The 14,687-nt window shown below is 75.7% G+C and carries 13 protein-coding genes; 8 read left to right on the forward strand and 5 right to left on the reverse strand.

Features of this window, described 5'->3' with window-relative positions; genetic code table 11:
- Positions 1-63 precede the first annotated feature (63 nt).
- From BMZ50_RS01940 to BMZ50_RS01950, 3 genes are all read left to right on the forward strand, one after another.
- Positions 64-252 (forward strand): hypothetical protein, encoded by a 189-nt coding sequence (locus tag BMZ50_RS01940; RefSeq protein ID WP_091320570.1) that lies wholly within the window; start codon positions 64-66, stop codon positions 250-252.
- A gap of 69 nt (positions 253-321) precedes the next feature.
- The gene (locus tag BMZ50_RS01945; protein WP_091320574.1) at positions 322-1,200 is read left to right on the forward strand and encodes a 3-methyladenine DNA glycosylase; all 879 of its coding nucleotides are present in this window, start codon (positions 322-324) and stop codon (positions 1,198-1,200) included.
- 46 nt (positions 1,201-1,246) lie between these two features.
- Complete coding sequence (locus BMZ50_RS01950) at positions 1,247-2,077, forward strand: tyrosine-protein phosphatase (protein ID WP_091320578.1); 831 nt, start codon at positions 1,247-1,249, stop codon at positions 2,075-2,077.
- A gap of 10 nt (positions 2,078-2,087) precedes the next feature.
- On the opposite strand, the gene BMZ50_RS01955 is transcribed toward BMZ50_RS01950, so the two are convergent.
- Entirely contained in the window at positions 2,088-4,139 is a 2,052-nt protein-coding gene (locus BMZ50_RS01955) for a diguanylate cyclase domain-containing protein (RefSeq protein ID WP_091320582.1), read from the reverse strand.
- Positions 4,140-4,376: 237 nt separating this feature from the next.
- Here BMZ50_RS01955 and BMZ50_RS01960 point away from each other — a divergent pair, with 237 nt between their 5' ends.
- Positions 4,377-4,868: a DUF4396 domain-containing protein gene (locus BMZ50_RS01960; protein ID WP_091320586.1), complete on the forward strand. Its 492-nt coding sequence runs from the start codon at positions 4,377-4,379 to the stop codon at positions 4,866-4,868.
- Positions 4,869-5,105: 237 nt separating this feature from the next.
- Here the strand turns inward: BMZ50_RS01960 and BMZ50_RS01965 are convergent, their stop codons facing one another.
- Positions 5,106-6,818, reverse strand: a complete 1,713-nt coding sequence (locus BMZ50_RS01965; protein ID WP_091321029.1) for a putative PEP-binding protein — start codon at positions 6,816-6,818, stop codon at positions 5,106-5,108.
- Positions 6,819-6,988: 170 nt separating this feature from the next.
- On the opposite strand from BMZ50_RS01965, the gene BMZ50_RS01970 reads away from it, so the two are divergent.
- From BMZ50_RS01970 to BMZ50_RS01985, 4 genes are all read left to right on the forward strand, one after another.
- Positions 6,989-7,756, forward strand: coding sequence for a DeoR/GlpR family DNA-binding transcription regulator (locus BMZ50_RS01970; RefSeq protein ID WP_091320589.1), 768 nt, complete (start codon positions 6,989-6,991; stop codon positions 7,754-7,756).
- Positions 7,753-8,787 (forward strand): 1-phosphofructokinase family hexose kinase, encoded by a 1,035-nt coding sequence (locus BMZ50_RS01975; RefSeq protein ID WP_091320594.1) that lies wholly within the window; start codon positions 7,753-7,755, stop codon positions 8,785-8,787. The genes BMZ50_RS01970 and BMZ50_RS01975 overlap by 4 nt, the downstream gene beginning before the upstream one ends.
- 21 nt (positions 8,788-8,808) lie before the next feature.
- Positions 8,809-10,992: a PTS fructose transporter subunit IIABC gene (locus BMZ50_RS01980; RefSeq protein ID WP_091320597.1), complete on the forward strand. Its 2,184-nt coding sequence runs from the start codon at positions 8,809-8,811 to the stop codon at positions 10,990-10,992.
- 66 nt (positions 10,993-11,058) lie between these two features.
- On the forward strand, positions 11,059-11,319 hold the full coding sequence (locus tag BMZ50_RS01985) for an HPr family phosphocarrier protein (RefSeq protein ID WP_091320604.1): 261 nt from the start codon (positions 11,059-11,061) through the stop codon (positions 11,317-11,319).
- A 203-nt stretch (positions 11,320-11,522) separates the two neighbouring features.
- Here the strand turns inward: BMZ50_RS01985 and BMZ50_RS01990 are convergent, their stop codons facing one another.
- The 3 genes from BMZ50_RS01990 to BMZ50_RS02000 all read right to left on the reverse strand — a co-directional run bounded on the left by BMZ50_RS01990 (position 11,523) and on the right by BMZ50_RS02000 (position 14,684).
- On the reverse strand, positions 11,523-11,984 hold the full coding sequence (locus BMZ50_RS01990; protein ID WP_091320610.1) for an SRPBCC family protein: 462 nt from the start codon (positions 11,982-11,984) through the stop codon (positions 11,523-11,525).
- 68 nt (positions 11,985-12,052) lie between these two features.
- Positions 12,053-13,219, reverse strand: coding sequence for an AGE family epimerase/isomerase (locus BMZ50_RS01995; RefSeq protein ID WP_091320614.1), 1,167 nt, complete (start codon positions 13,217-13,219; stop codon positions 12,053-12,055).
- 4 nt (positions 13,220-13,223) lie between these two features.
- The gene (locus tag BMZ50_RS02000) at positions 13,224-14,684 is read right to left on the reverse strand and encodes a dihydrolipoamide acetyltransferase family protein (RefSeq protein WP_091320617.1); all 1,461 of its coding nucleotides are present in this window, start codon (positions 14,682-14,684) and stop codon (positions 13,224-13,226) included.
- Positions 14,685-14,687 lie beyond the last annotated feature (3 nt).

Here is a 14,687-nt window from a genome sequence, read left to right on the forward strand (position 1 = left end):
GGGACGACGACGTCCCCGACAACGGGCCCGGCACCCGGACCCGTCCCCGAGAGGAGGGAACCGATGAGCCAGCCCGACCCCACCGGTTACCGCGAGGGCGCGATCTCCGACGCCCCGGACAGCGGCAACCTGGTCGGCGGCGTACCCGGCGAGGACCGCGCCGACCGCGGTACGCGCGACACCACCCTCACCACGGACGACGAGGCCCAGCGCGACGAGGAGGCGGTCCGGCCGGGCAACGAGCCCGACTGAGACCGGACCCCTCCTGGGCCTCCTCGCAGGCTCCGGGACGCCGAGGCGGGAGCCTCCTACCCTGGGCGGGTGCCCGCCGTCCCCACCCGCCTGCCCGCGGAGGAGTGGACGGCGCGGGCGGCGGCTCACGAGGAGCGGATCGAGCGCTGGACGGCGCCGCACCGCGAGCGCCGCCGCCGCGGGGCGACCCACCCGGTGCTCGACTTCCTCTTCACCTACTACTCCGAGACGCCGAGCCGGCTGCGCCGGTGGCACCCGGGGCCGGGCACCGCGCTCGCGCCGTCGTCCGCCGGGCCGGCTCCGCACGCGGGGTGGCGCTGGTACGCGGCCGACGACGACGGCGGGGTGCGTCTGGACACCGCCGCCTACCTCGCCGAGCGCCGGGAGGCCGTGCGGTTCGTCCGGGATCTGCTGACGGCCACCGCGTCCCGGGCGCCCTTCACCGGCTGCTTCGGGCTGCACGAGTGGGCGATGGTCTACCGCGCGGACGAGCGTCGGCACCCGCTGCCGCTCCGTCTCGGGCAGGCCGGCACCGACGCGGTGGTGGAGGGTCACCCGATCCGCTGCACGCACTTCGACGCGTTCCGGTTCTTCACCCCGGCCGCCGTGGGGCTCAACCGCGTGCAGCCCACGCGGGAGACGCAGCCGGCGCTGGAGCAGCCGGGCTGCCTGCACGCGACCATGGACCTCTACAAGTGGGCCTACAAGCTCTCCCCCGCCGTCCCGGGGGAACTGCTCGCCGACTGCTTCGAGCTGGCGGTCGACGTGCGCGGGCTGGACATGCGGGCCTCGCCCTACGACCTGCGGGCGCACGGGTACGAGCCGGTCGCGATCGAGACCCCCGAGGGCAGGGCCGACTACGTCGCGGCGCAGCGGGAGTTCGCCGCCCGCGGCGCCGCGCTGCGGAGCCGGCTGACCGACGTCTGCGACCGGCTCCTCGTGGGCTGACCGGCGGGCCGGAGGTCGCGTTGTCGGCAGGTCGTACGGTCGGGGCGTGACCTCCACGCGCACGGACCGCTGGTTGCGGCTCGACGGGACGACCAACACCCGCGACCTGGGCGGGCTCCCGACCCACGACGGCGGTACCACGGTGCCCGGCCGCATCCTGCGCAGCGACAACCTGCAGACCCTCAGCGACGCCGACGTCCGGCGGCTGGTTGAGGACGCGCGGCTGCGCGAGGTCATCGACCTGCGGACCACCGCAGAGGTCCTGCTCGAGGGGCGCGGCCCGCTGCGCGCGGTGCCCGCGGTCACCCACCGCCACTTCAGCCTGCTCCCCGAGCGCGGCCACCACACCGACGTCTTCGCCGTCGAGGAGGCCGACCTGCCCGAGCCGCCGGCCGACTGGGTCGAGACGGTGCTCCCCCGGCAGACCGCCGAGCACGACCGCGAGGAGCTCCCGGCGGTGCGCTCCTACCTCGGGTACCTGGCGCACCGGCCGGAGAACGTCCTGGGTGCGCTGCGCGCCCTGGCCGCCGGCGCGGACGGCGCCGCCGTCGTGCACTGCGCGGCCGGCAAGGACCGCACCGGCGTGGTCGTGGCCTTCTCCCTCGCCGCGGCCGGCGTGCCGCACGAGGAGATCGTGGCCGACTACGCCATGACCGCCGACGTCATCGACGCGCTGGTGGCCAAGCTCGCCGCCTCGCCGACCTACGCCGAGGACATGGTGCGGCGCGACGTCGCGAGCCACACCCCACGGGCCGAGACGATGGACCGGCTGCTCGCGCTGCTCGACGAGCGGCACGGCGGGCCGCTCGGCTGGCTGACCGAGCACGGCTTCGGTGCGGACGAGCAGGAGGCGCTGCGCGCCCGCCTGCGCGGCTGAGCCCCGCGGCTCAGCGGCCGGCGCCCTCGCCATCGCGCCGGCCGGCGTGCTTGTGCCGGTACATCGCGGCGTCGGCGGCCCGCAGGAGGGCATCGGCACCCCCGGGCCCGCCGCTGTGCACGGCGACCCCGACGCTGGTCCCGACGGTGACCTCGATCCCGTCCAGCCGGAAGGTCTCGGCGAAGCAGCCGAGCACCCGGGCGACGACCCGCTCGGCGTCCGCGGGCTGGATCAGCACGGGCAGGAGCACAGCGAACTCGTCACCGCTGAGCCGCCCCACCGTGTCGCCGGGGCGGACGGCGGAGCGCAGCCGGGCGGCCACCTGGCGGAGCAGCTCGTCCCCGGCCGCGTGACCGAGGGAGTCGTTGATCTCCTTGAACCGGTCGAGGTCGCAGAACAGGACGCCGACGTGGCCGTCCGCGGGCACGTCGGCCAGCGCCGTCTCCAGGCGGTCGAGGAACAGCACCCGGTTCGGCAGCCCGGTGAGCGCGTCGTGCATCGCCTGGTGGCGGACCGTCTCCAGGAGGCGGGCCTTCTGCAGCGCCGTGGCCGCCTGGTCCCCGACGCCGCGCAGCCGGGCCAGCGCGTCGCCGTCCAGCCGCTCCGGCGACCGGCCGGTGGCCCACGCGGCGGTGGCCACCCCGAGGAACGCCCGGCCGGCCAGCAGCGGTACGGCCACCACGTCGGTGATCCCCTGCGAGAGGAGCAGCCGGCGCAGCGGCGGGCTGGAGGTGGCCGAACTGAGGAAGAGCGGCTCCCGGTCGGCGAGCATGCCGACCAGCTCGGGGAGGTCCTCGGCGGGCATGGCGCTGCCCAGCAGCTGCTCGCGCGCCGCGTCGGGCACCCCGGTCACCGCGGTGGGGTGCAGGCAGCCGGTCGCGGGATTCCACAGCATCAGCGCGGCGGAGTCCGAGCCGACGACGGCGGGCAGCGCCTCGGCGACCACCGCGCACACGGCGGCGGCGTCCTCGGCCTGGGCCAGTTCGTGGGCCAGGGCGAGCAGCGCGCCGGCGCGGTGCGCCTCCTCCCGGGAGGACTCCAGTGCGATCAGCAGGTCCAGGGCGCCGGCGGCGTGGCCGGCGTAGGCGGCGAGCATCTCCCGGTCCCGGCCGCTCGCGCCGTCCCCGGGGCGGTAGACGGCGGCGAGCCGGCCGTGATGACGCCGGGCGGAGGTGATGTCGACGGCCATCACGTGGGGTCCCGGGTCCGTCCCGGCGAGCAGGGTGGCGGCCAGGGCATCCACCTGCTCCTGCGGGAGACCGGAGCCGTGGACGAGGGGCGGGCCACCGGCCGGATCGGCGACGGCCAGCACGTGGGCGGGTGCGAGGACGGCCTCGGCGGCGCGGGCCACGATGCGCTCCAGGGCCGTGTCGACATCGCCGCTGCTGACCAGGTCCGTGGCCGCGGACTGCAGGATGCGCACCTGGTCGCGGAGGGCCAGCAGCTCGAGTGCTGAGTCCGGGGACCGGCGTCGCCAGCGCCGGCCGCGACGCTCGTAGGTCAGCCGGAAGACGCACGCCGGGTGCCCGTCGGCCTGGCACTCCTCGTGCCGCACGTCGGCCGGCGGCAACCCGAACGCCGTGGGCACCATGCCGAGCAGGCCCTGCAGGCAGTCGCAGTGCAGGCGCGAGGGGGGATAGCCCTCGAGGAGGGTGGCGCGGATCGTGGCGCGCCCGCTCCCGGCCGCCACGGTCTCCACGGTCGAGGCGGTGAAGAGGGTGGCGACGGTGCGGGCGATCTGCCGGTACACCTGCCGCGGTGAGCCCAGGGACCGGATCAGCAGCACCAGCGCCGGGTTCATCCCGTGGGCCAGCGCCTCCCGGCCCACCCGCAGCATGGTGGCGGGGTCGCCGAGGACCTCGGTCGCTGCAGCGGACAACCGGATCCGGGTGTCGTAGCTGGTCCAGTACGACGGTCGGGCGAGGTCCTCGGCGCGGTGCCGGACGCCGGCCCGGCGCAGGGTCTCCGCGACCGCGGCGTCTCCGCCCTGCGCGCGGACGTAGCCGAGCAGCAGCCCGGTCGTGACCCCGGAGGTCTCGCGGGGCTCCGCCGGGGTGCTCATCACGCTCCCGCTCCGCGAGCGCGCCCGCCGCAGGGCCGGTCCGATGTCCTCACGCGAAGTGGAACGGCAGGCCGAGCTGGTCGATTGAGCCAGCCGACCCGAACGGGGTACGCGCCGGCGCGGATCGGTGGGCTCCTGCCGAACAGGGCTTGCGCGGTGGGAGGGCGTCGAGGTATGAAGTCGTTGATACCCCCCAGGGGTATCAACGGTATTCAGTGCGGAGCGAGGAGAGTCCCGATGACGGCGACCGCGCACGACCACTCCCACCACCCGCAGCACGGCGCCACCGGCGGGAAGACCTCGTGGGCGACCGCCGCGTCCGCCACGCTGCACTGCCTCACCGGCTGCGCCATCGGCGAGATCCTCGGCATGATCATCGGCACCTCGATCGGGCTGCACGACGCGGCCACCGTCGCGCTGTCGGTGGCCCTGGCCTTCGTCTTCGGCTACGCGCTGACGATGCGCGGCGTGCTGCGCGCCGGCCTGCCGTTCCGGCGGGCCCTGCAGGTGGCCCTGGCCGCCGACACGGTCTCGATCCTGGTGATGGAGGTGGTCGACAACGCGGTCGTGGTGTCGGTCCCCGGGGCCATGGAGGCCGGCGTCACCAGCGCGGTGTTCTGGTTCGCGCTCGCCGGTGGACTCGCCGTCGCCTTCGTCGTCACCCTGCCGGTCAACCGCCGGCTGATGAGCCGCGGCAAGGGCCACGCCGTCGTCCACGGCCTGCACTGACCCCGGACGGCATGCGACCCCGGTCTCCGCAGGAGGCCGGGGTCGCCCGTGTCCACGCTCTCCTCGGCGTCCCCGCGCGCGCAGGAGGGCCCAGGAGGGGTCGCTTCTCAGCGAGCGGAGAAGTCGCTGGCGTTCGCCATCGTCAGCAGCTCGTCGCGCATCGCCGGGCTGCCGCTGCGGGCCAGGGCGCGCTCGAGCGCCCGCCGCGTCCGCACCGCCTGCCGCCGCTGCCGGGCCTCACGCGCCGGCCAGCACCGCCCGCGCGGCCGCCCGGGCCCCCTGCGGGTCGTCGGCGCCCAGCGCGCCCTCGGCGGCCCGCCGGCAGGTCGCCAGGTCCGCGGTGGCCAGGCGGGCTCCCACGCCGGCCACCGAGGAGGCCGCGCACGACAGCGAGGTGACCCCCAGGCCGACGAGGACGCAGGCCAGCAGCGGGTCGGCGGCGGCCTCCCCGCAGACCCCCACCGGCCGCTCGGCCCGCTGGCCGGCGGACGCCGTGGCCTCCACGAGCGCCAGCAGCGCCGGCTGCCAGGGGTCGGTGAGGTCGGCCAGGTCGGCGGAGAGCCGGTCGGCGGCGAGGGTGTACTGCGAGAGGTCGTTGGTGCCGATCGACAGGAAGTCGACGTGCTCGAACAGGCGGTCGGCCAGCAGCGCCGCCGAGGGCACCTCGACCATCACGCCCGGGACGAGGCCGCGCTCGCGCACCAGGGCCGCGAACGCCGCCGCCTCGGGGGCGGTGGCCACCATCGGGGCCATCACCCACGGCTGCGTCCCGGTCCGCCGCGCCGCCTCGGCGATGGCGTCCAGCTGCCGCTCCAGCAGGCCGGGGCTGCGGCGGGCGACGCGCAGCCCGCGCACCCCGAGCGCCGGGTTGGCCTCGTCGGGGGCCGTGGCGAAGGCCAGCGGCTTGTCCGATCCCGCGTCCAGCGTGCGGACGACGACCTTGCGGCCCTCGAACGCGGCGAGCACCTCCGCGTACCCCTGCGCCTGCTCGTCGATCGACGGCTCCGCGGCCCGCCCGAGAAAGGCCAGCTCGGTCCGCAGCAGCCCGACGCCCTCGGCGTGCGCCGCGGCCGCGGCCCGCGCACCGGCGCCGTCCTGGACGTTGGCGAGGATCGCGACCGGGACGCCGTCGCGCGTGCTGCCCGGCCCGCGGTAGCCGGCCAGCGCCGCGGCGGCACGGCGGGCCTCGGCGACGCGGGCGTGCGCCTCCTCCGGGTCCGGGTCGACGGTCACCGTGCCCTGCTCGCCGTCCACCAGGACCGTCGCGCCGGCGGGAACGCGCTCGAGGCCCTCGACCCCGACCACGCAGGGCAGGCCCAGCTGGCGGGCGATGATCGCCGTGTGGCTGGTGGCGCCGCCCAGCCGGGTGACCAGCCCGAGCACGTGGGCCGCGTCGAGGCCGGCGGTGTCGGCCGGCGCGAGGTCCTCGGCCAGCAGAACGGAGGGGATCTCCGGGCGGGGCACGCCCGGCTCCTCCTGGCCGGTCAGCTCGGCGACGATCCGGTCCCGGATGTCGCGGACGTCGGTCACCCGCTCGGCCATGAGCCCACCCAGGCCGGTGAACAGGTCCACGAACTGCTGCGCGGCCCGGACGGTCGCCCGCTCCGCCGGCACACCGGCGGAGATCTGCTGCTCGACCGCCGACAGCAGGCCGCGGTCGCGCGCCAGCCCGGCCGTGGTCGCCAGCACCTCCGCGCTCACCCCCGTCGCGGCCTCCGCGCGCTGCGCGAGACGGCCGGCCACGACCTCGGCGGCGGCGGCGAACCGGGCCGCCTCCGCCGCGCGCGCCTCCTCCGCGACCACCGATCCGTCATCCTCGGGCAGCCGGACGGCCCCGGCCGGGCGGACCGCGGGACCGAACGCCACACCGGGGACCACGGGGGTGCCGGTCAGCACCGCAGGCCCACCGGCCGGGACGGGCGCGGCCGGGTCGAACGCAGGAGCGGACATGAGGACCTCGCTGTCGGGTGAGAGCCCCGAGAGGGACACGTACGGTCGGACGGCGTCGTGCGGTGACCAGCGTCACGAAAAACTCTTGACTTGTCAACACAGTCGGACGTAGAACAACACCAACACAGATGCAATCCCACATGGGCAGGCATGCGAGACGGAGGGCCGCCGTGTACGCCGAGGAACGCCAGCAGGCCATCGCCGGGCTGGTCGCCGACCGCGGCCGGGTCGCGGTGACCGCGCTCGCCGAGGGGTTCGGGGTCACCACCGAGACCGTCCGCCGCGACCTGGCCCTGCTCGAGCGGGCCGGCATGCTGCGCCGGGTCCACGGCGGCGCGGTGCCCCCCGGCACGCTCACCTTCGTCGAGACGGCCCTGGGCGAGCGGCACGGGACGCGCAGCGAGCAGAAGCAGAAGATCGCCGCCGCCGCGGCGGACCTGCTGCCCGACAACGACGGCAGCCTCCTCCTGGACGGGGGCAGCACCACCGCCACGCTGGCCGAGCTGCTGCCCGGCGGCCGGCGGCTGTTCGTGGCGACGAACTCCGTGCCCATCGCGGCCCGGCTGGCCGGAGCGCCCGGCCTGTCCCTCCACGTGCTGGGCGGCCGGGTCCGGGGGATCACCCAGTGCGCGGTCGGCGAGCCGGCTGTGGGCGCGCTGGCCGAGCTGCGCGTGGACGTCGCCTTCCTCGGGACCAACGGGATCAGCGCCGAGCACGGGTTCACGACGCCGGACGAGGCCGAGGCCTCGGTCAAGCGCGCGATGGCCCGCGCAGCCCGGCGCGTGGTCGTGCTCGCCGACAGCAGCAAGCTGGGGCGCGAACACCTCGTGCGGTTCGCGGCGACGGCCGACGTCGACGTGCTCGTCACCGACGGGGACGCCTCGGCCGCCGACATCGCGCGCCTCGAGGACGCCGGCATCGAGGTGGTGGTCGCATGAGCACCCAGGCCGCGCCGCCCTCCGGGCGGGTCGTCACCCTCACCGCCAACCCGAGCCTGGACCGCACGCTCACCCTCCCCGGGCCGCTCGAGCGGGGCGGTGTCGTCCGCCTGGCACCCAGCGCCACCGAACCGGGCGGCAAGGGCGTCAACGTGGCGCGGGCGATCGCGGCCGCGGGTGGGGACGTGGTCACCGTGCTGCCGGCGGCCGACGACGACCCGATCGTCGCAGCCCTGCACCGGCTCGGCCTCCCGCTGGCCACGGTGCCGGTGACCACGCCCGTGCGCACCAACTACACGCTGGCCGAACCCGACGGCACCACCACGAAGCTCAACGAGCCCGGCGCGGCGCTGGACCCCGACACGCGCACCGCGCTGGCCGCCGTCCTGCACCGGTACGCCCAGGGCGCCCGCTGGGTGGTCCTCTCCGGCTCGCTGCCCCCGGGCACCCCGGTCGACTGGTACGCCGACCTGGTCCGCGCGCTGCGGGACACCGGCGCGCGGATCGCCGTCGACACCTCCGAGGCCCCGCTCCTGGCCCTGCTGACCGCCGGCCCGGACGCCGTGCCCGACCTGCTCAAGCCCAACGCCGAGGAGCTCGCCCAGCTGGCCGGGGTGCCCGAGGCCGAGCTGGTCGCCGATCGGGACGCCGCGCTGGCCGCCGTCGGCACACTGCACGAGCGCGGCGTGGCGGAGGTGCTGCTGACCCTCGGCGCGGAGGGCGCGCTGCTGTCCTCCGCGGAGGGCGTCTGGTCGGCCGCGCCCCCGCCGATCGCCGTCCGCAGCACCGTCGGCGCCGGCGACTGCAGCCTCGCGGGCCACCTGCTCGCCCACCTCGCGGGCGCCCCGCCCGCCGAGCGGCTGCGCTTCGCCGTCGCCTACGGCGCGGCCAGCGCGTCGCTGCCCGGATCCGCCGTTCCCACCCCGGCCCAGGTGGACGGTCCAGCAGTTCGGGTCACCGCCGGCCTGTCCGGCTCCACCACCCCGCCCAGCACCGCCCCCGTCCCGGCCGCCGGCCGGGACGTCCGCTGACGCCTCCGGGAGAGGTCCACCATGCCTCCACTGATCACCACCGATCTGGTCGCGCTCGACGCCGACCTGGGTGCCGACAAGGGCACGGTCGTGCGCCGGCTGGCCGAGCTGGTCGCCGCCGCGGGCCGGGCGACGAGCGCCGAGGCGCTGTACGCCGACGCCATGGCCCGTGAGGCGCAGGCCCCGACCGGGCTGCCCGGCGGCATCGCCATCCCGCACTGCCGCTCCGAGGCGGTGACCGAGGCGTCCCTGGCCTTCGCCCGGCTGGACCCGAAGGTGGACTTCGGCGCGCCAGACGGGCCGGCCGACCTGGTGTTCCTCATCGCCGCCCCGGCGCACGGGGACGCCGACCACCTCACACTGCTGACCGCCCTGGCCCGGGCGCTGGTCCGGCCGGAGTTCGTCGCCTCGCTGCGGTCGGCCACCTCGGCCGAGGAGATCGTGCGCCTGGTCGAGGAGGTCGTCGCGCCCGAACCGGCCGGGGTGGCCTCCGCCTCGGCCCCGGCCCCCGCCGCTGTCGCTGTCGCCCCCGAGCCCAGCGTCGCGTCGGCTCCCGAGACGCGACGGAAGAGCATCGTGGTGGTGAGCGCCTGCCCGACGGGGATCGCGCACACCTACATGGCCGCTGACAAGCTGACCGCCGCCGGCGAGGCGGCCGGCGTGGACGTGCACGTGGAGACCCAGGGCTCGTCCGGCTCCACCCCGCTGGCGACCGAGGTGATCCGCGCCGCCGACGCGGTCATCTTCGCCGTGGACGTCGGCGTCAAGGACCAGGACCGCTTCGCCGGGAAGCCGGTCGTCCAGTCGGGGACCAAGCGGGCGATCAACGAGCCCGACGTCATGGTGCGCGAGGCGCTCACCGCGGCCGAGGACCCGAATGCCCGCCGGGTCGCCGGTGGCGGCGGTGGCGGTGGCGGTGGCGGTGGCAGCGCCGGCGGGGGCGGGGGCGGGGGCGGGGGCGTCCCGAGCGGGGCCGGCAAGCCGAGCACCGGCGCGGAGATCCGCCGCTGGCTGCTCACCGGTGTGAGCTACATGATCCCGTTCGTCGCCGCAGGCGGTCTGCTCATCGCGCTCGGCTTCCTGCTCGCCGGGTACCCGGTGGCGAACACCAACCCGGAGACCGGGCAGTCCTGGGCCCTCACGTGGGTCCTCAACAACACGCTGTTCGACCTGCCGACCAGCACCGTCGAGCACCTCAACGGCGGACTGCTCGGCTACCTCGGGGCCGTGCTCTTCCTGCTGGGCAGCCTGGCGTTCAGCTTCCTGGTGCCCGCGCTGGCCGGCTACATCGCCTACGCGATCGCCGACCGGCCGGGCATCGCGCCGGGCTTCACCGTGGGCCTGGTGTCCGTCACCGTGGGCGCCGGCTTCATCGGCGGCCTGATCGGTGGTGTGATCGCCGGCTTCGCGGCGCTGTGGCTCAGCCGCCTGAAGGTCCCGACGTTCATGCGCGGGCTGATGCCGGTCGTGATCATCCCGCTCGGTGCGACGCTGATCGCCGGCGGGCTGATGGCCATCGTCCTCGGCCGGCCGCTGGCCGCCGCCGTCAACGGGCTGACCGACTGGCTCAACGGCCTGACCGGCACGTCCGCGATCCTGCTCGGCATCATCCTCGGCCTGATGATGGCCTTCGACATGGGCGGTCCGGTCAACAAGGCCGCCTACGCGTTCGCCACCGCCGGGCTGGCCAGCTACATCGCCGACCCGGGCACCAACACCGGCCCGCTGGTGATCATGGCGACCGTGATGGCCGCGGGCATGGTGCCCCCGATCGCCCTGTCGATCGCGACGTTCGTCCGCCCGAAGCTGTTCACCCCCGCCGAGCGGGAGCAGGGCAAGGCCGCGTGGCTGCTGGGGCTGGCGTTCATCACCGAGGGCGCGATCCCGTTCGCCGCAGCCGACCCGCTGCGGGTCATCCCGTCGATCATGATCGGCTCGGCGACCACCGGTGCCATCGTGGCCGCGGCCGGTGTGCAGGCGCAGGCTCCGCACGGCGGCATCTTCGTGTTCTTCGCGATCAAGGGCTTCCTGATCTGGCTGCTCGCGATCGTGATCGGCGCCGTCATCGGCGCGGCGGCGGTGATCGTCGCCAAGGGCATCGGCCGGAAGAAGGCCGAGGAGGTGCCCGAGGACGCCGTCGACCTCGAGCACGCCCACCCCGCCACCCACCCGGCCGCGCCCGCCACCCAGCCGGCCCGGGCCTGACCCGGCAAGCTGCACGTGGCAGTTCGTTCGGCGCCCGTTCGTTCCCAGCAGCGAGGATGAGGACCCATGCCCAGTCAGACCGTCACCGTCGGCTCCCGGGTCGGGCTGCATGCCCGCCCGGCGGCACTGATCGCCGAGGCCGTCGGCAAGGCCGGCGTCCCGGTCACCCTGGCCACGCCGGGCGGCAACCCGGTGGACGCCGGATCCCCCCTGATGATCATGACTCTCGGCGCCAAGAAGGGCGCGGACGTCGTCGTGACCACCGATGACCCCGCCGTGCTCGCACAGATCGCGGACCTGGTCGCTCAGGACCTCGACGCCGAATAGCAAAGGCCCCGCTGCCCCCCACCCCTCGCACCTCGGGGCGGGACCCTGCAGCGGGGTCCTTACCGGCGCCCGTCCCCTGCAGAAGGGGGCGGGCGCCGTCTCGTCGTTCCTCAGGCCGTGATCATGGGGCTGTGGTCGCCCCGCGCGGCGAGTCCCGCCGTGTCGGGCGCGACAAGCCCATGATCACGGAGGGGCGTGGGGCGTCAGCTGGGGCGCTCGACGTCCCCCCGCCAGGCGCCGGTCTCGGTGCCGCGGCTCTCGATGAACTCCTTGAACCGCTTCGCGTCGGCCTTCACCTGGCGGTCGTCGAAGCCCAGCGCCGCACCAGCCTTCTCGAGGATGCCCTCGGGCTCCCAGTCGATCTGGATCATGACGCGGGTCCTGTTCTCGTCGAGCCGGTGGAAGGTGACCACCCCGGCGTGCCTGGCCTCGCCGTCGGTGCTGGTCCAGGCCACCCGCTCGTCGGGGTGCTGCTCGGTGATCTCCGCGTCGAACTCGCGCTTCACGCCGTCGATGCTGGTGACCCAGTGGGTGTGCCGGTCGTCGATCTGGGTGATCCGCTCGACCCCGCCCATGAACTGGGGGAAGGACTCGAACTGGGTCCACTGGTCGTAGGCGACCCGGATCGGGACGTCGACGTCGACGGATTCCTGCACGCTGGCCACGGGAGTCCTCCTCTGCTCGGAAACTCGGTCAGGCAGGCCCTACCCGTGCGATCGGCAACGGACACGTGTCACCGCAGGCTCGCGGCCAGGCTCCCCCGCACCGGCCGCCCCTGGGACAGCAGCAGCATCTGCGCCAGGTGGTAGGCATCGGGCTGACCGGCCCACGTCCCCGCGGCGACCTCGCCGGACGGCGTCAGCTCGTGGTGCCAGCTCCCGGTGACCGGATCGGCGAACCGCTCCTCGCCGTGCGCCCGCCAGCGCCCGGCCAGCGTGCGGTAGCGCTCCTCCCCGGTGACCTGTCCCAGCACCGCGGCGGCCGCGATCGCCTCGCAGAGCACCCAGTGCATGCGCGCACCCACCACGACCCGGTCGTCCCAGTCCAGCGTGTACGGGAAGCCGTCGGGCCCGTCGGCCGCCCAGCCCCGCTCCACCGCGGCATCGAACAGCGCGACGGCGTCGTCGAGCAGCCAGCCCGGTGGTCCGGAGAGGGCGGCGCGGAGGTGGAGGCAGAGCCGGGCCCACTCGAACTGGTGCCCGATGGTCACGCCGTACGGCCGGAACGGGTGGGCCGGCTCGTCGCGGTGGTACTCCGGCAGCGGCGTCCAGCCGGAGGTGAAGTGCTCGGGCAGCCGCCAGTCCCGCTCGCGCGCCCAGCCGTGCACCACCCGCTCGGTGCTGCGGAGGGCCTGCTCGCGCAGCCGGGCCGCCCGCCGGTCGTTCCCGAGCGCGTCGGCGGCGGCCAGCGACGCCTCGACCCCGTGCATCGTGGCGTTGACCCCGCGGTAGTCCTCGCAGCGGTGCCACGCACGGTCCCACGCCTCGACCGGCAGGCCGGCCGTGTCGTCCCAGAACCTCGTCCGCCAGACCTCGAGCGCGTCGTCGAGCAGGTCCCGGCCGCCGGGAACGCCGGCGGCCGTGGCCGTCGACCCCGCGAGGACGACGAAGGCGTGCACGTAGGCGGACTTCGTGTCGTCCTCCGCCGTCGCCCGCCAGCCTCCCCGCTGCCGGTCACGCAGCGCCCCGTCAACCAGCGCCTGCACCCCGTGACGGACCAGTTCCCCCGCTCCGGGCCGGCCCAGCAGCTGGGCCAGCCCGAGGACGTGGGTCATCCGCGCGACGATCCAGGTCTCCAGCGGCCGGCCGCGGACCACCCGCCCGTCGTCCCCGAGGTAGCCGAACCCGCCGGGCACCGCGGAGCGCTCGGCGTGGTCCAGCAGCCGCCGCAGGTCCGTCACGCGGTCAGAAGGCCAGCGCGGTGCCGGGGTCGGAGAGCAGGGTGCCGACGTCGGCGAGAAAGCGGCTGCCCAGCTCCCCGTCGATGATCCGGTGGTCGAAGGAGAGCGCCAGCTGGGTGACCTGCCGCGGCTTCACCTTGCCCTTGTGCACCCACGGCATCTCCCGCACGGCCCCGAAGGCCAGGATCGCCGCCTCGCCGGGGTTGAGGATGGGCGTGCCGCTGTCGACGCCGAACACCCCGACGTTGGTGACGGTGATCGTGCCGCCGCTCATGTCCTCCGGGGCGGTGCGTCCGGCCCGGGCGGTCTCGGTGAGCTCGGTCAGGGCGCCGGCCAGCTCGGCGAGGGAGAGCCGGTCGGCACCCTTGACGGTGGGCACCACCAGCCCGCGGGGGGTGGCCGCGGCGATGCCGAGGTTGACGTAGTCCTTGACCACGATCTCCTGCGCGGCCTCGTCCCAGGAGCTGTTCACCATCGGGTGGCGGCGCACGGCCAGCACGAGCGCCCGGGCCACGAACAGCAGCGGGCTGATCTTCAGGCCGGCGAGCTCGGGACGGGCGGCCAGCCGCGTGCGCAGCTTCATCATCCGCGTGACGTCGACGGTCAGGAACTCGGTGACGTGCGGGGCGGTGAACGCGCTGGCCACCATGGCCGCGGCGGTGTGCTTGCGCACGCCCTTGATCGGGATCCGCTGCTCGCGGACGGGCTCTCCGGCGCGGACCGGAACGGCGGCGCCGGACGCCGCTGCCTGCACGTCGGCGCGGGTGATGAGACCGCCCGCGCCGCTGCCGGTGAGCGTGGTCAGGTCCACGCCGAGGTCCTTGGCCAGCTTGCGGACCGGCGGCTTGGCCAGCGGCCGGAGCCGGCCCTGCCCGGGCGGGGCGCCGACCGAGGGCGCGGCGGCCTCGCCCAGCGCGTGCGCCTCGGCCTGCCGGCCCACCTCCAGCCCACCGTGCCGGACCGGCTTGACCGTGGCGTCCGGCGCCGTGCTCAGCAGCGGCGGGTGCGCGGGGGCGGGCTCCGCCCGCGGCGCCGGGGCGGTCGCGCGGGCCGCGGCGTCGGCGCCGCTGCGGCGCGGGCGCCGCCGGGCCTCGGTGGTGCGCGGCCCGTAGCCCACCAGCACCGCGGTGCGTCCGCCGGGCGCCGCGCCGCCGATCAGCCCGGCCGTGGGCTCGGCGACGTCGGCGGGCTCCTCGCCGGCTGCGCCTCCCCCACCCTCCCCACCGATGTCGATGGTGATGATCGGCGTGCCGACGTCGACGGTCTCACCGGCCTCGTGCAGGAGCGCGGTGACCGTCCCCGCCCACGGCGAGGGCAGCTCGACGGCCGCCTTGGCCGTCTCCACCTCGCACAGCGGCTGGTTGACCGTGACCGGGTCCCCGACGGCGACCAGCCACTGCAGGATCTCGCCCTCGGTGAGGCCCTCGCCGACGTCGGGCAGCTTGAACTGCTTGAGCGCGCCCATCGG

The sequence above is a fragment of the Geodermatophilus ruber genome, from assembly GCF_900114385.1.
Taxonomy (GTDB): domain Bacteria; phylum Actinomycetota; class Actinomycetes; order Mycobacteriales; family Geodermatophilaceae; genus Geodermatophilus; species Geodermatophilus ruber.